Source organism: Salipiger sp. ABF4_146, from assembly GCF_056161345.1.
Genome location: NZ_JBSWYX010000007.1, coordinates 86,126 through 103,100 on the forward strand (window position 1 = coordinate 86,126; position 16,975 = coordinate 103,100).

Sequence of the window (16,975 nt, forward strand, 5' to 3'; positions counted from 1 at the left end):
GGTCATTCCGCCGCCATGGCGCCCATGCGCCCGGTCTTCTTGGCCTTGATGCGGTCTTCGATCTCTTCGCGGAAGTGCCGGATCAGACCTTGGATCGGCCAGGCTGCCGCATCGCCGAGCGCGCAGATGGTGTGGCCCTCGACCTGCTTGGTGACGTTGAGCAGCATGTCGATCTCTTCGACCTCCGCATCGCCCGACACCAGCCGGTCCATCACGCGCATCATCCAGCCGGTGCCCTCGCGGCACGGCGTGCACTGACCGCAGCTTTCGTGTTTGAAGAACTTCGACAGACGCCAGACGGCCTTCACCACATCGGTGTTCTGATCCATGACAATCATGCAGCCAGTGCCGAAGGAGGACTGGTTCTGCCGCATCCAGTCGAAGTCCATGATGGCATCGTCAAGCTTGTCCTTGGGCAAGATCGGGCAGGACGCGCCGCCGGGAATGATCGCCTTGAGATTGTCCCAGCCGCCGCGAATGCCGCCACCGTGCTTCTCGATCAGTTCGCGGACGGGCAGCGACATCTGCTCTTCGAAGACCGAAGGCGTGTTCACGTGGCCGGTCAGCGCAAACAGCTTGGTGCCCGCGTTGTTCTGCCGCCCGAAGGAGGAGAACCACGTCGCGCCGCGGCGCAGGATGGTCGGGCAGACGGCGATGGATTCGACGTTGTTCACCGTGGTCGGGCAGCCGTAAAGGCCCGCGCCCGCCGGGAACGGCGGCTTCATCCGCGGCATGCCCTTCTTGCCTTCGAGGCTTTCCAGAAGCGCGGTTTCCTCGCCGCAGATATAAGCGCCGGCGCCGTGGTGCAGGTAGAGATCGAAATCCCAGCCAGAGCCGGCGGCGTTCTTGCCCAGCAGACCGGCGTCGTAGCACTCGTCGATCGCCGCCTGCAGCGCCTCGCGCTCGCGGATGTATTCGCCGCGGATGTAGATATAGGACGCATGCGCGTTCATCGCGAACGACGCGATCAGCGCGCCCTCGATCAGCGTGTGCGGATCGTGCCGCATGATCTCGCGGTCCTTGCAGGTCGCGGGTTCGGATTCATCGGCGTTGATCACCAGATAAGCCGGGCGACCATCGCTCTCCTTGGGCATGAAGGACCACTTGAGACCGGTCGGGAAGCCCGCGCCGCCCCGGCCACGCAGGCCCGAGGCTTTCATCTCGTCGATGATCCAGTCGCGGCCCTTGGCGATGATGCCGGCGGTGCCGTCCCAGTGGCCACGCTTTTTCGCGCCCTCGAGGGAGCGGTCCTGCATGCCGTAGAGATTGGTAAAGATCCGATCTTCGTCCTTCAGCATCTCTCAGTCCTTGTCTTCCTGGCGGCCCTTCTGGCGTGACCGCCAGAGCCCGTAAATCATCCAGATCGCCGTCCCGAACCCGGCCAGTGCGGCAAGGTCAAAGAAAGCCCTCGTGCGCTGGGTCCAGCCCAGCATCTCGCCCGCGACCGTCGCTGCGATCCAGGCCAGCCCGGTGCCGGCGATGACCAGCGCAATGATGCGCCCCTGCCGGCTGTGCTGTGCCTCGTCGGTCATGTTCGGTCCGGTCCTTTTCCCGTTCGCACCGCCGGACCCCTCCGGCGGCACCCATCGTCAAGGCGCGTCAGTAAACGTCGCCCTCTTCGACGCGCTTCGAGAACTCCGTCTCGCCGCCCGCCGCAAGTGTCTTGGCCTGCCCGATCCAGTCATCGCGCGAGACCCGGCCGCGGAACCCTTTCAGGTTCTGATCCATCCACGCCACCTCGCCAGCGCTCCAGCCGGCGATCTGGTCGAAGTGGAAGATCCCCAACTCGTGCAGCAACGACTCGAGCTTCGGACCCACGCCCTTAATTTCCTTGAGGTTGTCGGCCTCTCCCTCGCGCGGCGCTGCCAGCGCTTCGGGTTGGGCTTCGTCCTCTTCGACCGCCGCACGGGCGACCGGTTCCGGCGTTGCCGGTGTCTCGTCTTCCGCCGCCGGCGCCTTTCCGGGCGCCTCGGCCTCTTTCGCCTCTGCCTCGGGCGTCTCTGCCTCGGGCGCCTCTGCATCCAGCGCCGGCTCCGGCATCGGCGGCGTCTCCTGCGCCGACATCATCTTGACCGGCTCTGCCGTCACCGTGTCGGGCATTGTTGGCACCTCGCCCTCCACCGACGGGGTCAGAGAGGAGATCGGCGAGCGCTCGCTAAGCTGCGGCAGCGGCGCGCAGGACAGCCAGGTGAACAGCGCCCCAAGCAGACCAGAGGTGAGCAGCGCGAGCACCAGAGCGGCAAAAAAGCCCTTTCCCCCGCCAAGCGCGAACAGCGCGACGATAATCCCAAAAACGGCCGCCGTTATCCAGCATCTGCGGGCGCATCCGTCCTGCATCGTCACGTCTGTCATCTCTCACTCCCTGCTCAACTCATCTTGCTTATTCGTCGTCGTAGACCTCGCCCTTCTTCGCGCGGGTCGAGAACTCGGTCTCGCCACTTTCGGCCAGCGTCTTGGCCTGAGCAACCCACTCATCGCGCGACGCCCGGCCCTTGAAGCCCTCGAGGTTGGCATCCACCCAAGCCAGTTCTTCGTCGGTCCACGAGGCGATCTGCCCAAAGTGGAAGAACCCGAGCCGGTGCAGCAGCTCTTCGAGTTTCGGCCCAACGCCCCTGATCATCTTCAGGTCGTCCGCCCCGCCCTCAAGCGGTTCGGAGAGCGTTTCGGGCTTGCGGCCTTCGTCCAGCGGCTGCGGCTCGTCGGGCTCGGGATCGGATTTGACCTCGCCGGCGGGCGTCACCGGGGCCTCGCGCTTGTCGACGCCGGTGGCATCGGCGGGCTCGCCCTCCGACAGCTTCGGGGCATGGGTGTCGGGCGTCGCATCGCCCTTCTCATCCGAGCGATCACGCCACGGCGCGCGCAGCGGCACCTCGGTGCCGTCGATGCGCTTGACCGTATCGCCGATCTCTCTGGCCAGCGCGACGGAGGCGTTGAGATCTTCGCTTTTGCCTTCGGTCAGCACCACAGGGCCGCCCAGCGGCTCGGAGCCGAAACGACCGTTCTGCGGACCGGGCGTCGGCACATCGCCCTTGGCCAGCGCATCAAGAATCTCGGCCAGCTTCTCGCCGGTCAGATCCTCGTAGTAGTCCTTGCCGATCTGCGCCATCGGCGCGTTCGAGCAGGCCCCGAGGCATTCCACCTCTTCCCACGAGAACTTGCCATCGGCGGATACCTCGTGCGGCTTGCCGGCGATCTTGGCCTTGCAGACCTCCATCAACTCGCCCGCGCCGCAGATCATGCACGACGTTGTGCCGCAGATCTGCACATGCGCCACCGAGCCCACCGGCTGCAGCTGGAACATGAAGTAAAAGGTCGCGACCTCAAGCGCGCGGATGTAGGCCATGCCCAGCATATCTGCGATATGCTCGATCGCCGGACGGCTCAGCCAGCCCTCCTGCTCTTGCGCGCGCCACAGCAACGGAATGATGGCGCTGGCCTGACGGCCCTCGGGATACTTGCTGATCTGCGCCTCGGCCCATTCAAGATTGGCGGGCGTGAAAGCGAAGCTCTCGGGCTGTTCATGATGAAGACGGCGCAACATGGCAAACGGACCTTCGGTTCATATCATTGGCCGGGGGCATGCACCGCCGCGGCGTTGTCGGACGGGGCGCCTGCCCCGCCGCTCGGTATCTCTCAGCCCGCTGCGGGCCCGTCGGGCGCCTCGGCAACGACATCAGCTTCGGGCGCCGGGGCCGCCGGCGTGCAGGAGCCGGTGATCAGCCGCACGCCCCCCGTCTCGGTGGGCTCGGCCACCCCGGTGTTGACCTTGTAGGACGCGATGTCCTGCACCTGTGCGCGCGACAGGCCGGTCTGCAGTTCGACCGGCAGATAATCGCTCTCGGTCGACAGCTCGCAGCCGATCGAGGCCACCGCCTCGTCCCATGCGGCAAGCTGCGTGTCGTCAACGCCTTTCGGCGGCAGCGTGCAGGCGGTGAGCAATGCGAGCGCAGGCAGCGCGGCAGTGATACGGATCATCGGTCAACTTCTCCGAAAACGATGTCGAGCGAGCCGAGGATCGCCGCGACGTCGGCCAACTGGTGGCCTTTGCAAATGTAGTCCATGGCCTGAAGATGCAGGAACCCCGGCGCGCGCAGCTTGGCGCGGTAGGGTTTGTTGCTGCCGTCAGCCACGAGATAGACGCCGAACTCGCCCTTGGGCGCCTCGACGCAGGCGTAAACTTCGCCCGCGGGCACGTGGAAGCCCTCGGTGTAGAGTTTGAAGTGGTGGATGAGCGCCTCCATAGAGGTCTTCATCTCGGACCGCTTCGGCGGGGTGATCTTGCCGCGCGCCAGAACGTCGCCCTGGTTCTCGGGCTGTTTTAGCTTTTCGCAGGCCTGAACCATGATCTTCACGCTCTCGCGCATCTCGGCCATGCGGACGAGATAGCGGTCGTAGCAATCGCCGTTTTTGCCGACGGGGATCTGGAAGTCGAACTCGTCGTAGCACTCATAGGGCTGCGCGCGACGCAGGTCCCATGCAAGCCCCGACCCGCGCACCATGACGCCCGAGAAGCCATGCTCCTGGATGTCTTGTTCGGTCACCACGCCGATGTCAGCGTTGCGCTGCTTGAAGATGCGGTTTTCGGTCAGCAGATCGTCGATGTCCTGCAGACGGGCGGGGAACTGCTCGCACCATTCGGCGATGTCGTCGATCAGCTCGGGCGGCAGGTCTTGGTGAACGCCGCCGGGCCGGAAGTACGCCGCGTGCAAACGCGCGCCGCAGGCCCGCTCGTAGAACACCATCAGCTTCTCGCGTTCCTCGAAGCCCCAGAGCGGCGGCGTCAGCGCGCCGACGTCCATGGCCTGCGTTGTGACGTTCAGCAGGTGGTTCAGAACCCGGCCGATCTCGCAGTAGAGCACGCGGATCAGCTGCGCGCGGCGCGGCACTTCGACCCCGGTCAGCTTTTCGATCGCCAGCACCCAGGCGTGTTCCTGGTTCATCGTGCCGACGTAGTCGAGCCGGTCGAAATACGGCAGGTTCTGCAGATAGGTGCGGCTTTCCATCAGCTTTTCGGTGCCGCGGTGCAGCAGGCCGATGTGCGGATCGCAGCGCTCGACGATCTCGCCGTCAAGCTCCAGCACGAGGCGCAGCACGCCGTGCGCCGCCGGGTGCTGCGGGCCGAAGTTGATGTTGAAGTTGCGGATCTGCTGTTCGCCCGTCAGGGCGTCTTCGAAACCTTTGGAGCCGTCCATCACTTCGCCTCCTCCTCGGCTTTTTCATCGCCGGGCAGCACGTATTGCGCACCTTCCCACGGCGACATGAAATCGAACTGGCGGTATTCCTGCACCAGCTTCACCGGCTCGTAGACGACGCGCTTGAGCTCTTCGTCATAGCGCACCTCGACATAGCCTGTGGTCGGGAAGTCCTTGCGCAGCGGGTGCCCGCGGAAGCCGTAGTCGGTGAGAATGCGGCGCAGGTCCGGGTGGCCCGAGAACAGTATCCCGAACATGTCGAAGATCTCGCGCTCCAGCCAGTTGGCCGACGGGTGAATTGCAGTGATCGAGGGCACGATTTCATCTTCGCGCACCGACACGCGCAGCCGGATGCGGTGGTTCTGGTACATCGACAGGAAGTGATAGACCACGTCGAACCGCTTCGGCCGCTCGGGATAATCCACCGCGGTGATGTCCACCAGCGACGAGAAGCGGCAGGTCGGGTCGGTGCGGAGAAACTCCACCAGCCCAGCGATGTTCGACGGGGCGACGCCGACATTCAACTCGCCGTGGGTCACGTCCCAAGCCACCACGCAATCGGGGCGTTTCACCTCGATGTGGCTGCCAAGTTCGTTCAGTGCTTTGGTCATAATCCCCTCCCGCGAAGGCTCAGCGCACGATGGTGCCGGTGCGGCGGATTTTCTTTTGAAGCGCCATCAGCCCGTAGAGCAGTGCTTCTGCGGTCGGCGGGCAGCCGGGCACATAGACATCAACCGGCACGACCCGGTCACAGCCGCGCACCACGGAATAGCTGTAGTGGTAGTAGCCGCCGCCGTTGGCGCAGGACCCCATCGAGATCACGTAACGCGGCTCGGGCATCTGGTCGTAGACCTTGCGCAGCGCCGGGGCCATCTTATTGGTCAGCGTGCCCGCGACGATCATCAGGTCGGATTGGCGCGGCGAGGCGCGCGGCGCCGAGCCGAACCGCTCGAGGTCGTAGCGCGGCATCGAGGTCTGCATCATCTCGACGGCGCAGCAGGCCAGACCGAAGGTCATCCAGTGCAGGGAGCCGGTGCGGGCCCAGTTGATCACATCGTCGACGGAGGTCAGCAGGAAGCCCTTGTCCTGCAACTCGCGGTTCAGCGCCTGCGTCGCGACCTCGCGGTCGCCGCCGGCGGTGTTGAGCCCGGTCGTCACTCCCATTCGAGAGCCCCTTTCTTCCATTCGTAGGCAAAGCCCGCGGTCAGCACCGCAAGGAACACCATCATCGACCAGAAGCCGACCATACTCACATCCTTGAACGCGGTGGCCCAGGGGAACAGGAAAGCGATCTCGAGATCGAAGATGATGAAGAGGATCGACACCAGATAGAACCGGACGTCGAACTTCATCCGTGCGTCGTCAAACGCGTTGAACCCGCATTCATAGGCCGACACTTTTTCCGGATCGGGACTGCGCACCGCCAGCACGACGGCCGCCAGGATGAGCACGAGACCGAGGCCGATGGCGACGGCAAGAAAAACGAGGATGGGAAGATATTCCCGCAGCATCTCGTCCACGATGTGGCTCCTTTGCGAGGCGCACCGCAAGCGGCGCGGAGACCATGGCTTTGTTGCCTTGCTGTTGAGTGACTTATCGCCGAGTGCGGTCCGGGTCAACAACGGCTCATGATATTCACGAATGATGAAAATCTCGTCATTTCATGGAGATACCCCCTTTTACGCAGGGTAATCACTGATGTTTCGACATTTTTTCTGTCGACCGTTGCATACATTCTGCGCGGACCCGCAGACTCAGACGCTGAGCGCTGCCAAAGAAAGTGCCATAAGCACACAGTCCAGCGGCAGCCACAGCCTTCTGTCGACGTCACTTTTCGAAAACCACGCCAAAAGCGCGCCCAGCCCCGGCAGTGCCACCGCGACACATCCGGCCCAGAACGGGTCCGGCAACCACGCGATGTCGGACAGCCCCGGGAACCGGGCGGCGATCAGCATCGCCCCGCCCTGCAGCGTGAAAACCACAGCCGCAAGGCCGCATTGGAACCTTGCCCCTGCAGCCAGCCTACCCTCGGGGCCGCCGCCCGGCGCCCAGTGCGCCAAAGGCAGCCCCATCAGCAGCGCCGCATGAAACAGCGCCCGCGCGATGCAAAATGTGATGTAGAGATGCGCAAGCTGCGCGCTCATGTCCCGGCTTTGACCACCCATGGCGCGCTGCGCTTGTCGAAGAAGGCGGCGATGCCCTCCTGCGCCTCCGCGCTCTCCCAGCGCGCCGCCAGCGCGTCGATCGCCATGTCGACCTGCGCCGCGCTCACCTGCCCGGCAAGCGCGTTGAGCAGCGCCTTGCTCTCGCGCACCGCGCCGGGCGCACAGGCCAGGTACGGCGCGACCTCCGCTTCGATCGCCTCGGCCAGTGCCTCGGGCGGCACGACGCGGTTCAGAAGGTTCAGCCGTTGCGCCTCCTCGGCGCCGAAAATCCGCGCGTTCATAAAGACCTCGCGCGCCGCGGCGCCCCCCATGCGGGCAATCACATAGGGGCCAATATTGGCCGGCAGCAAGCCCAGCCGGGTTTCGGTGAAGCCAAATTTCGCGCCCGCAGCCCCGATCGCCACGTCGCAGACAGAGATCAGCCCCATACCGCCGCCAAAAGCGTTGCCCTGCACCTGTCCGATCAGCGGCTGCGGCAGCGCCACCAGCGCCCCGAGCGCCTCGGCGATGCGGCGCGACTCGCGGCGGCGTGTCTCGGCGTCCATCTCGAACTGCGCGCGCATCCACGCCAGATCGCCACCGGCGCAAAAGGTTGGCCCTTCCGCCGCCAGCACCACCGCCCGAACCCCTGCGTCCCCTGCCAGCGCGCCGGCCGCCGCCACCAGTTCGGTCATCATCTCCGCCGAGAGCGCATTGTGCTTCTCGGGCCGGTTCAGCCGCAGCTCGGCCACGCCGCGGCCGTCGATGCGTGTTTCTATGAGAGCCATCTCAAGCCTCCTCCATCGCCGCGGCGATCCGCGCCTCCGCCACCTCGGGATCGGCAAGGGCGGTGTCGATCCGCAGATCCGCGCCCTGCCAGGGAATGTAATCGCGGGTCTCGACCGCGTGCCAATCGGGCAGCACCAACCCGGGAACCTCGGGCAGCCGCGTCTCGACACGGCTGCGATGCTCACGCGGGTCGCTGCAGAAAAGCTCGACCCGCAGCACCTGCGCGCCCGCCCCGGCCCCCTCCCAGCCCGCGCGGGTCAGCGGCCACGGGTTCACACAATCGCCGATCACCGAAAGGCCCTGCGCCAGCGCTCCGCGCGCCACCGCCTGCGCCGCCGCATAGCCCGCATCGGCCAGATCGGCGGTCACCATATGCGAGCCGCGCAGCGCCTGCTCGATGGTGTCCACCCGCAGCCAGAGCGCGCCGGTGCGCTGCGAGAGCCCCCGCGCCACCGCGCTCTTGCCGACGCCGGGCAGCCCGGCAAGCACCACGAGAACCGCCATTCAGCCGCCGCGCATGGCGCGTGCCAGCGCCGCCGCCTCGTCCAAGACCGCGCGGTCGAGCCCGGTGTCATATCCCAGCGCCGCAAGCCGATCCGCCACCGCCTCGGTGGCCACATTGCCCGCCGCGCCGGGCGCATAGGGGCATCCGCCCAGACCGCCCACTGCCGCGTCGAACACCCGCACGCCAAGCCCCAGCGCCGCTTCGACGTTGTCGAGCGCCCGCCCGCCGGTGTCGTGGAAATGCCCCGCGAGCTGCGTCGGCGGCACCACTTTCGTCACCTCTTCGAGCATCGCGTGCACCGCCTCGGGCGTGCCCCGCCCGATGGTGTCGCCAAGAGAGACCTCGTAACACCCCATATGGTGCAGCGCCCGCGCAACCCGCGCCACCGCCTCCGGCGCCACCGCGCCGTCATAGGGGCATTCCACCACGCAGGAGACATAGCCGCGCAGCGGCAGCCCCGCCGCCTGCGCCACCTCGGCCACCGGGCGGAACCGCTCAAGGCTCTCTGCAATCGAGGCGTTGATATTGGCGCGGCTGAATCCCTCCGAGGCCGAGCCAAAGATCGCCACCTCGTCGACCTTTGCCGCGATCGCCGCCTCCAGCCCCTTCATATTGGGGCTCAGCGCCGCATAGGACACCTCCGGCGCACGGGTGATCCCGGCCATGACCTCCGCCGAGGTCGCCATCTGCGGCACCCATTTGGGGCTGACGAAACTGGCGCATTCGATGCGGCGGAACCCGGCGCGGCTGAGACAGTCGACCAGCGCGATCTTCTCTGCGGCGGGGATCATCCGCGCCTCGTTCTGCAGCCCGTCGCGCGGCCCCACCTCGAAGATCTCGACAAACTCACCCATCGCCCACGGTCCTCCCAACCCTTCTTCTCTTTCCAAATACGCACGATCCGGCGCCACCACGGGCACCGCACCGATCACGCCGCCGGCACGTCCCAAGCCGGATAAAACGCCTGCGTAGAAAGCGCCTCCCCCGGCCCCGGCAGCGCGCGCTGGAACGCCGCGCGCGCGGTGATGCGCCGGTACCAGTCCTGCACATGGGCCAGCCCGTCAATCTCGCGAAAGTGCTGCCCGATATAGACCGCCTGCCCCACCGCGATGTCCACCGCCGAAAAGCCGCTCAGCAGGTGATCGCCGCTCTGCGCCAGCCGCGCCTCGATCGCCTCGTAGCATTTGCCCAGCCGCGCGGCTTCCAGCTGCATGACGATTGGCGATCGCATTGCATCCTCGCGCAGCATCAGATGCTGCTGGGTAAGCGCCGCGCAATGGTGGCTCATGGTTTCGGCAAAATGCAGCCAGACAAGGTATTCGCGCCGCTCCGCATCGCCGCGCAATCGGCCCAGACCATGATCGGGATAAAGCTCGCAGAGATATTCGAGGATGGCGCCGGATTCGAACATCGTCGCGCCGCCGATCTCCAGCGCCGGCACCCGTCCTGCGGGCGAGCGTGCAAGATAATCCTCGCGACGCAGCGAACGGTCCATCCGCTCGGCTACCAACTCATAGGGCAGACCCAGTTCCTCAAGCAGCCACAGCACCCGCATGGAGCGCGACTGCGGCACGTGGTGAAGCCGGATCATGCCTCCTCCTCTTCGAGCCGGATCAGCGCCGCCCCGGCCTCCACCTGCGCCCCCGCCTCGACCAGCACCTCGGCCACCGTGCCGTCGCGCGCGGCGCGCAACGTGTGCTCCATCTTCATCGCCTCGAGCAGCGCAAGCCGGTCGCCCGCGGCGACCTGCGCGCCCGCCTCGGCAAAGACCGCGACCACCTTGCCCGGCATCGGCGCTTCGACGAGATTGCCGCCCGCGCCCGCTTCCGCCGCACGATCCAGCGGCGCGATCAGGTCGAACCGCAGCCCGTAGTGGGCAAAGACCGTCACATGGCCATCCTCCCGGAAATGCCCGGCGGCCGGGCGCCCGTCGAAGCGCCAGCGCCCGTCCGTTCGCGCCGCCAGCACCGTCGCGCCCGGCACGTCGATCTCCACCAGATCCGCGCCGCGCACCCGCAGCACGCAGGGCAGGTCCTCCTCGCCCCGGCGCAGCAGCACCGAGCGCGCCAGCGGCGCCCAAAGCGTGAAGCCAGTCTCCCAGCCCGCTGCCGCGTCAAGTCCCGCCAGCACCAGCGCCGCCTCGGCCACCACCTGCGGCGCGAGGTCGGGCACCGAGACCAACGCTTCAAGGTCGCGCCCGATAAGCCCGGTGTCGACCTCTCCTGCGGCAAAGCCCGGGTGTTCCGCCAGCGCCCCGAGGAAGGCGAGGTTGGTCACCGTGCCCGCCACCCGCGTGTGGCGCAGCCCCTGCGCCAGCTTGCGCAGCGCCACGGCGCGCGACGGGCCGTGCACGATCAGCTTCGAGATCATCGGATCGTAATGCGGCGAGATCACGTCGCCCGAGCGGACGCCGCTGTCAGCGCGCACGTCCTCGGGAAACTCCAAATGCGCCAGCCGCCCGGTCGCGGGCAGAAACCCCGCCGGAACATCCTCTGCATAGAGCCGGGCTTCGAAGGCATGGCCGGTGATCGTCAGGTCTTCCTGCGCCAACGGCAGGGGCTCGCCCCCCGCTACGCGCAACTGCCACTCCACCAGATCGACCCCGGTGATCGCCTCGGTCACCGGGTGCTCCACCTGCAGGCGAGTGTTCATTTCCATGAACCAGAAGCCGTCCGGCCGCAGCCCCTGCGAGCCATCGACGATGAACTCCACCGTGCCCGCGCCCTTGTAGCCGATCGCCTCGGCGGCGCGCACGGCAGCGGCCCCCATGGCGGCGCGCATCTGCCCGCCCATGCCCGGCGCCGGGGCCTCCTCGATCACCTTCTGGTGCCGCCGCTGCAACGAGCAGTCGCGCTCGAACAGATGCACCGCTTTCTCGCCGTCACCAAAGACCTGCACCTCGATGTGCCGCGGCGCGGTGATGAACTTCTCGATCAGCACTGCCTCGTTGCCGAAGGCGCCGCGCGCCTCGGCTTTGGCCCCTTCCAGCGCGGCGGCGAAATCCGCCGCCGTCTCGACCAGCCGCATGCCCTTGCCACCGCCGCCGGCCACGGCCTTGATCAGCACCGGATAACCGATACCCTCGGCCTCACGCGCCAGCCGCGCCGGGTCCTGATCCTCGCCGAGATAGCCCGGCACCACCGGCACGCCCGCCTCCTCCATCAGCCGCTTGGCCGCGTCCTTCAGGCCCATGGCGCGGATCGCCTGAGCCGAGGGACCGACAAAGATCAGCCCTGCCGCCTGCACAGCCTCGACGAAGTCGGGGTTCTCCGACAAAAAGCCATAGCCGGGATGGATCGCCCCAGCCCCGCTGGCCAGCGCCGCCTCGATGATGCGCTCGCCCTTCAGGTAGCTCTCCGAGGGCGCCGCGCCGCCGATGCAGACCGCGACGTCGGCCTCGGCCACATGCCGCGCGCCCGCGTCGGCCTCGGAGTAGACCGCCACGGTCCGCAACCCCAGCGCCCGCGCGCTGCGCATCACTCTGCAGGCGATCTCACCCCGGTTGGCAATCAGCAAGGTGTCAAACATCGCGCCCTCCATGCCCGTCGCGGCTTCGTCTAGAAAAAAATATCCCGGGGGAGTCGCCGCAGGCGACGGGGGCAGAGCCCCTATTGTTCCTGTTTGCGCGCCCATGCCGCGCAGGGGTAGCGCACCCCATCTCGCGCACCCCGCCCATCACATCCGGAACACGCCGAAGCGCGTCTCCTCGATGGGCGCATTCAGCGCCGCGCTCAGCGACAGCGCCAGCACGGCGCGCGACTTGCGCGGGTCAACGCAGCCATCATCCCAGAGCCGCGCCGACGCGTAGAGCGGGTGCGACTGCTCTTCGAACATGTCGATGGTCGGCTGCTTGAAGGCTGCCTCCTCCTCCTCCGACCAGCTGCCGCCGCCGCGCTCGATGGCGTCGCGCTTGACCGTCGCCAGCACCCCTGCCGCCTGCGCCCCGCCCATCACGGAGATGCGGCTGTTGGGCCAGCTCCACAGGAACCGCGGCTGATACGCCCGCCCCGCCATGCCGTAGTTGCCCGCACCGAAAGAGCCGCCGACCAGCATGGTGATCTTCGGCACGTTGGTGGTCGCCACCGCCGTGACCATCTTGGCGCCGTGGCGGGCGATGCCCTCGTTCTCGTACTTGCGGCCAACCATGAATCCGGTGATATTCTGCAGGAACACCAGCGGGATGCCGCGCTGCGAGCAAAGCTCGACGAAATGCGCGCCCTTTTGTGCCGCCTCGGAAAACAGCACGCCGTTGTTGGCGATGATCCCCACCGGGCAGCCCTCGACATGGGCAAAACCGGTGACCAGCGTTTCGCCGTAGCGCGGCTTGAACTCGTCAAAGCGCGAGCCGTCGACCAGCCGGGCGATCACCTCGCGGATATCATAGGGCGTGCGCAGGTCGGCGGGCACCACCCCGAGGATCTCCTCGGGATCATAGGCGGGCGCCTCGGGCGACTGCCACTCCACCCCCGTCGGCTTCACCCGGTTGAGCCCATCCACCGCGCGCCGTGCCAGAGCCAGCGCGTGCGCATCGTCCTCCGCCAGATAGTCCGCCACGCCCGAGAGCCGCGTGTGCACATCGCCGCCGCCAAGGTCCTCGGCGGAAACCACCTCGCCCGTCGCCGCTTTCACCAGCGGCGGGCCTGCAAGAAAGATGGTGCCCTGTTCCTTCACGATGATCGTCACGTCCGACATGGCGGGCACATAGGCGCCGCCCGCGGTGCAGGAGCCCATCACCACGGCGATCTGCGGGATGTTCTTGGCGCTCATCCGCGCCTGATTGTAGAAGATGCGGCCAAAGTGATCGCGATCGGGGAACACCTCGTCTTGGTTGGGCAGGTTCGCGCCGCCGCTGTCGACGAGGTAGACGCAAGGCAGATGGTTCTCCTCGGCGATCTCCTGCGCCCGCAGGTGCTTTTTGACGGTCATCGGATAATAGGTGCCGCCCTTCACCGTGGCGTCGTTGCAGACCACCATGACCTCGCGGCCCTTTACCCGGCCAATGCCGGCGATCACCCCGGCGCAGGGCGCGGCGCCGCCGTACATGTCATGCGCCGCTGTGGCTCCGATCTCGAGGAAGGGCGCCCCCGGATCCAGCAGGTTGGCGACCCGCTCGCGGGGCAGCATCTTGCCGCGCGAAACGTGGCGCTCGCGGGCCTTTTGCCCGCCGCCTGCCGCGGCCTGCGCGGCGGCCTGTTCAATGACCCGCAGCGCTTCGAGATGGCCGGTGCGGTTGGCCTTGAACGCCTCGGAGGACGGAATGGCCTGAGATAGCAGTTTCATGTGTCCTCCTGAACCTCCGCGCGCGCGGCGGCCGCTTCGGCGCAGGCGCGGGCTTTGAGTTCCTTGCGGATCACCTTGCCGGTGACCGTCATGGGCAACTCATCGAGAAAAGAGATTTCCCTTGGGCAAGAATAGGTTGCGAGACGCTTCTTCACCCACGACTTAAGCGCCTCGGCATCCGTCGCGGCTCCTTCTTTGAGAACGACGTAGGCCTTGACGATCTCGGTGCGCAGCGGGTCAGGCTTGCCGACCACGCCGACGGTCAGCACCGCCGGATGGGTGATCAGGCAGTCTTCGATCTCTGCCGGGCCGATGCGATAGCCGGCCGAGGAGATCACGTCATCCTCGCGCCCAAGGAAGCGCAGATAGGCACCCTCCCAGATGCCGCGGTCGCCGGTCAGCAGCCACTCGCCGCGGAACTTGTCGGCGGTGGCCTGTGGGTTTTTCCAGTATTCCAGCATCATAGACCCAGAGCCCTGGCGGATCGCCACATCGCCTTCGCCGTCAGTCGCGCGCCCCTCAAGGTCAAGCACCGCGATTTCATGGCCCGGCACCGGCTTGCCGATGCAGCCCGGGCGCGGGGCAAAGAGCGTGCCCGCAGCGCTGACCACCATGTTGCATTCCGTCTGGCCGTAGAACTCGTTGATCGTGAGCCCGAAGGCGTCGCGGCCCCACGCCAGCATCTCCGCGCCCAATGGTTCGCCGCCGCTGGCAACCGATCGCAGACCGGGAAGACGCGCGTCCGCCGCCTTGAGCATGCGCAGAGCGGTAGGCGGGAAAAATACATTCTTTACAGAATGTTCGGCGCAGATTTTCAGGCATTGCTCCACCTCGAATTTCCCCATGCGGGCGGCCACCACCGGCACGCCAAGCGCCAGCGCGGGCATGGCCACGTCGAACAGCCCGCCGATCCAAGCCCAGTCCGCCGGTGTCCACAGAACATCGCCCGGCTGTCCGAGCCGGTCATGACTCATCTCGACGCCCGGCAGATGCCCCATGAGCACCCGGTGCCCATGCAGCGCGCCCTTGGGTGTGCCGGTGGTGCCGCTGGTGTAGATGAGGATCGCCGGATCCTCGGGGCCGGTGTCGGCGATGGGGCTTGCGGAAGGCTCTGCGGGCAGCTCGGTGATGACGCTGAGATCGAAGGGCGCGAGCATCCCGGCCCCCTCTTCGTCGGTCACCACCACCCGCGCCCCGCTGTCACCAAGGCGCGCGCGCAAAGCGTCCTCGCGGAAGAGCTTGAACAGCGGGACGGAAATGGCCCCCATGCGCCACGCCGCGACATGCGCGGCGGCGCAGAGCGGCGATTGCGAGAGCAGCACGCCCACCCGGTCCCCCTGCGCGACGCCGCGCGCTTCAAGCGCCGCCTGCACACGGCGGGACAGCCGCGCCAGATCGCCGTAAGTGACCGTGCCGCGCCCATGCTCAAGGATCGCTGCCCGCTCCGGCTCCAGCGCCGCCCAGTCGTCGCACACCTGCGCGGCCATGTTCAGCCGCGGCGGGAAGCGCCAGTCGAACCGCGCCCGCATCTCGTCGTACCCGCCTTGCGGCAACATCGGTCTCATGCCTGCGGCCCCCTCCTGACCCGCGCGTGCAAGATACGCCCCAACCGATCCATTTCGTAGACATGCGCAAGATCATCGCGTGCGCAGGTGACCACGACCCAGACCGGCGCCTCCGCCGGGCGCCCTGTACAATCGCTTCGCTCGGCCCCCTCTGGGCCGGTCTCGACGTAAAGCGTCGCGGCAGCCTGAATGGCCTCGGTCTCGGAAAGACCCGCCGCCTGCATCCCGGCGCGGTAGGCCACCAGCGCTACCAGCACCAGAAGCGCCAGCGCCGGAGCATACCAGAGCGACCGGGACATCATGCTCAGCTCATCGCGTTCATCAACTCGCGGCCCACCAGCATACGGCGGATCTCCGAGGTGCCGGCGCCGATCTCCATCAGCTTGGCATCGCGGAACAGTCGCGCCACCGGCGCATCGGCCAAGAACCCCGCGCCGCCCATCGCCTGCACCGCCTGATGCGCCTGCACCATCGCTTGTTCCGAGGCATAAAGGCAGCAAGCCGCCGCGTCCTGACGGGTCACGTCACCCCGGTCACAGGCCTTGGCCACCTCGTAGACATAGGCGCGGGCCGAGTTCATCGCGGTGTACATGTCGGCGATCTTGCCCTGCATGAGCTGGAAGTTCCCGATGGGCTGACCGAACTGCTTGCGCTCGGCCATGTAGGGCATGATCTCGTCGAGACAGGCGGCCATGATGCCGGTGCCGATGCCCGCAAGCACCACACGCTCATAATCGAGCCCCGACATTAGCACCCGCACGCCCTTGCCCTCTTCGCCGAGGATGTTCTCGAAGGGCACTTCCACGTCGTCGAAGACCAGTTCGGCGGTGTTCGAGCCGCGCATCCCGAGCTTGTCGAAATGCGGCGAGGTGGAAAAGCCGGTCATATCCTTTTCGATCAGGAAGGCGGTGATGCCCTTGCTGCCGGCGTCCGGGTCGGTCTTGGCGTAAACCACCAGCGTGTCGGCGTCGGGCCCGTTGGTGATCCAGTACTTGTTGCCGTTGAGGATGAACCGGTCGTTCTTCTTCTCGGCGCGCAGCTTCATGCTGACCACGTCAGACCCCGCGTTCGGCTCGGACATGGCAAGCGCGCCCACATGCTCGCCCGAGACCAGCCCCGGCAGGTATTTCGCCTTCTGCTCCGGAGACCCGTTGAGCTTAATCTGGTTCACGCAGAGGTTGGAATGCGCGCCGTAGGACAGCGAGACCGAGGCCGAGGCGCGGGCGATCTCCTCGACCGCGATCACATGCGCCAGATAGCCCATGCCAGCGCCGCCAAACTCCTCGGGCACGGTGATGCCCAGCAGGCCCAGTTCACCCATCTCGCGCCACAGTTCGTTGGGGAACGTATTGTCCCGGTCAACCTGCGCCGCCATCGGCTTGACGCGCTCCTGCGCCCAGCGATGCACCATCTCGCGCAGGGCGTTCACGTCTTCACCCAGATCGTAGGTCATGACCGCGTTGAACATTCAAACCGCCCCTCCCCTGGCAGTTATTGAAC

19 protein-coding genes are annotated in these 16,975 nt (G+C 66.7%); all 19 read right to left on the minus strand.

Annotation, left to right across the window (positions count from 1 at the left end; genetic code table 11):
• Positions 1-2 precede the first annotated feature (2 nt).
• The gene (nuoF, locus tag ACXAJT_RS11765) at positions 3-1,298 is read right to left on the minus strand and encodes an NADH-quinone oxidoreductase subunit NuoF (protein WP_475235490.1); all 1,296 of its coding nucleotides are present in this window, start codon (positions 1,296-1,298) and stop codon (positions 3-5) included.
• A gap of 3 nt (positions 1,299-1,301) precedes the next feature.
• On the minus strand, positions 1,302-1,532 hold the full coding sequence (locus ACXAJT_RS11770) for a DUF5337 domain-containing protein (RefSeq protein WP_475235492.1): 231 nt from the start codon (positions 1,530-1,532) through the stop codon (positions 1,302-1,304).
• 67 nt (positions 1,533-1,599) lie between these two features.
• Entirely contained in the window at positions 1,600-2,352 is a 753-nt protein-coding gene (locus tag ACXAJT_RS11775) for an endonuclease (RefSeq protein ID WP_475235494.1), read from the minus strand.
• A 28-nt stretch (positions 2,353-2,380) separates the two neighbouring features.
• Positions 2,381-3,541, minus strand: coding sequence for an NADH-quinone oxidoreductase subunit E (locus ACXAJT_RS11780; RefSeq protein WP_475235496.1), 1,161 nt, complete (start codon positions 3,539-3,541; stop codon positions 2,381-2,383).
• 92 nt (positions 3,542-3,633) lie between these two features.
• On the minus strand, positions 3,634-3,975 hold the full coding sequence (locus tag ACXAJT_RS11785; RefSeq protein ID WP_475235497.1) for a hypothetical protein: 342 nt from the start codon (positions 3,973-3,975) through the stop codon (positions 3,634-3,636).
• Positions 3,972-5,192 (minus strand): NADH-quinone oxidoreductase subunit D, encoded by a 1,221-nt coding sequence (locus tag ACXAJT_RS11790; RefSeq protein ID WP_475235498.1) that lies wholly within the window; start codon positions 5,190-5,192, stop codon positions 3,972-3,974. Before ACXAJT_RS11790 ends, ACXAJT_RS11785 begins: the two co-directional genes overlap by 4 nt.
• Positions 5,192-5,803 carry an NADH-quinone oxidoreductase subunit C gene (locus tag ACXAJT_RS11795; RefSeq protein ID WP_475235499.1) on the minus strand — a complete coding sequence of 204 codons (612 nt, stop codon included), beginning with the start codon at positions 5,801-5,803 and terminating at the stop codon, positions 5,192-5,194. Before ACXAJT_RS11795 ends, ACXAJT_RS11790 begins: the two co-directional genes overlap by 1 nt.
• A gap of 19 nt (positions 5,804-5,822) precedes the next feature.
• Positions 5,823-6,356 carry a NuoB/complex I 20 kDa subunit family protein gene (locus ACXAJT_RS11800; RefSeq protein WP_475235501.1) on the minus strand — a complete coding sequence of 178 codons (534 nt, stop codon included), beginning with the start codon at positions 6,354-6,356 and terminating at the stop codon, positions 5,823-5,825.
• Positions 6,347-6,712 carry an NADH-quinone oxidoreductase subunit A gene (locus ACXAJT_RS11805; RefSeq protein ID WP_475235503.1) on the minus strand — a complete coding sequence of 122 codons (366 nt, stop codon included), beginning with the start codon at positions 6,710-6,712 and terminating at the stop codon, positions 6,347-6,349. The genes ACXAJT_RS11800 and ACXAJT_RS11805 overlap by 10 nt, the downstream gene beginning before the upstream one ends.
• Positions 6,713-6,946: 234 nt before the next feature.
• Entirely contained in the window at positions 6,947-7,336 is a 390-nt protein-coding gene (locus tag ACXAJT_RS11810) for a hypothetical protein (protein ID WP_475235504.1), read from the minus strand.
• Complete coding sequence (locus tag ACXAJT_RS11815) at positions 7,333-8,124, minus strand: crotonase/enoyl-CoA hydratase family protein (protein ID WP_475235505.1); 792 nt, start codon at positions 8,122-8,124, stop codon at positions 7,333-7,335. Before ACXAJT_RS11815 ends, ACXAJT_RS11810 begins: the two co-directional genes overlap by 4 nt.
• Position 8,125: 1 nt before the next feature.
• Positions 8,126-8,629, minus strand: coding sequence for a P-loop nucleotide/nucleoside kinase family protein (locus ACXAJT_RS11820; RefSeq protein ID WP_475235506.1), 504 nt, complete (start codon positions 8,627-8,629; stop codon positions 8,126-8,128).
• Positions 8,630-9,484, minus strand: a complete 855-nt coding sequence (locus ACXAJT_RS11825) for a hydroxymethylglutaryl-CoA lyase (RefSeq protein WP_475235508.1) — start codon at positions 9,482-9,484, stop codon at positions 8,630-8,632. It abuts the gene before it with no gap.
• A gap of 74 nt (positions 9,485-9,558) precedes the next feature.
• A complete protein-coding gene (locus tag ACXAJT_RS11830; protein WP_475235509.1) occupies positions 9,559-10,221 on the minus strand; it encodes a glutathione S-transferase family protein in 663 nt (220 codons plus the stop codon).
• Positions 10,218-12,158: an acetyl/propionyl/methylcrotonyl-CoA carboxylase subunit alpha gene (locus tag ACXAJT_RS11835; protein ID WP_475235510.1), complete on the minus strand. Its 1,941-nt coding sequence runs from the start codon at positions 12,156-12,158 to the stop codon at positions 10,218-10,220. Before ACXAJT_RS11835 ends, ACXAJT_RS11830 begins: the two co-directional genes overlap by 4 nt.
• A 147-nt stretch (positions 12,159-12,305) precedes the next feature.
• Complete coding sequence (locus tag ACXAJT_RS11840; protein WP_475235512.1) at positions 12,306-13,910, minus strand: carboxyl transferase domain-containing protein; 1,605 nt, start codon at positions 13,908-13,910, stop codon at positions 12,306-12,308.
• Positions 13,907-15,475, minus strand: a complete 1,569-nt coding sequence (locus ACXAJT_RS11845; RefSeq protein WP_475235513.1) for an AMP-binding protein — start codon at positions 15,473-15,475, stop codon at positions 13,907-13,909. The genes ACXAJT_RS11840 and ACXAJT_RS11845 overlap by 4 nt, the downstream gene beginning before the upstream one ends.
• Positions 15,472-15,777, minus strand: a complete 306-nt coding sequence (locus ACXAJT_RS11850; protein ID WP_475235514.1) for a hypothetical protein — start codon at positions 15,775-15,777, stop codon at positions 15,472-15,474. Before ACXAJT_RS11850 ends, ACXAJT_RS11845 begins: the two co-directional genes overlap by 4 nt.
• Positions 15,778-15,779: 2 nt before the next feature.
• On the minus strand, positions 15,780-16,943 hold the full coding sequence (locus tag ACXAJT_RS11855; RefSeq protein ID WP_475235515.1) for an isovaleryl-CoA dehydrogenase: 1,164 nt from the start codon (positions 16,941-16,943) through the stop codon (positions 15,780-15,782).
• Positions 16,944-16,975 lie beyond the last annotated feature (32 nt).

Coding starts and splice junctions, on each gene's coding strand:
- nuoF (WP_475235490.1), bottom strand. CDS start 1,298: ATGCTGAAGGACGAAGATCGGATCTTTACCAATCTCTACGGCATGCAG.
- ACXAJT_RS11770 (WP_475235492.1), bottom strand. CDS start 1,532: ATGACCGACGAGGCACAGCACAGCCGGCAGGGGCGCATCATTGCGCTG.
- ACXAJT_RS11775 (WP_475235494.1), bottom strand. CDS start 2,352: ATGACAGACGTGACGATGCAGGACGGATGCGCCCGCAGATGCTGGATA.
- ACXAJT_RS11780 (WP_475235496.1), bottom strand. CDS start 3,541: ATGTTGCGCCGTCTTCATCATGAACAGCCCGAGAGCTTCGCTTTCACG.
- ACXAJT_RS11785 (WP_475235497.1), bottom strand. CDS start 3,975: ATGATCCGTATCACTGCCGCGCTGCCTGCGCTCGCATTGCTCACCGCC.
- ACXAJT_RS11790 (WP_475235498.1), bottom strand. CDS start 5,192: ATGGACGGCTCCAAAGGTTTCGAAGACGCCCTGACGGGCGAACAGCAG.
- ACXAJT_RS11795 (WP_475235499.1), bottom strand. CDS start 5,803: ATGACCAAAGCACTGAACGAACTTGGCAGCCACATCGAGGTGAAACGC.
- ACXAJT_RS11800 (WP_475235501.1), bottom strand. CDS start 6,356: ATGGGAGTGACGACCGGGCTCAACACCGCCGGCGGCGACCGCGAGGTC.
- ACXAJT_RS11810 (WP_475235504.1), bottom strand. CDS start 7,336: ATGAGCGCGCAGCTTGCGCATCTCTACATCACATTTTGCATCGCGCGG.
- ACXAJT_RS11815 (WP_475235505.1), bottom strand. CDS start 8,124: ATGGCTCTCATAGAAACACGCATCGACGGCCGCGGCGTGGCCGAGCTG.
- ACXAJT_RS11820 (WP_475235506.1), bottom strand. CDS start 8,629: ATGGCGGTTCTCGTGGTGCTTGCCGGGCTGCCCGGCGTCGGCAAGAGC.
- ACXAJT_RS11825 (WP_475235508.1), bottom strand. CDS start 9,484: ATGGGTGAGTTTGTCGAGATCTTCGAGGTGGGGCCGCGCGACGGGCTG.
- ACXAJT_RS11830 (WP_475235509.1), bottom strand. CDS start 10,221: ATGATCCGGCTTCACCACGTGCCGCAGTCGCGCTCCATGCGGGTGCTG.
- ACXAJT_RS11835 (WP_475235510.1), bottom strand. CDS start 12,158: ATGTTTGACACCTTGCTGATTGCCAACCGGGGTGAGATCGCCTGCAGA.
- ACXAJT_RS11840 (WP_475235512.1), bottom strand. CDS start 13,910: ATGAAACTGCTATCTCAGGCCATTCCGTCCTCCGAGGCGTTCAAGGCC.
- ACXAJT_RS11845 (WP_475235513.1), bottom strand. CDS start 15,475: ATGAGACCGATGTTGCCGCAAGGCGGGTACGACGAGATGCGGGCGCGG.
- ACXAJT_RS11850 (WP_475235514.1), bottom strand. CDS start 15,777: ATGATGTCCCGGTCGCTCTGGTATGCTCCGGCGCTGGCGCTTCTGGTG.
- ACXAJT_RS11855 (WP_475235515.1), bottom strand. CDS start 16,943: ATGTTCAACGCGGTCATGACCTACGATCTGGGTGAAGACGTGAACGCC.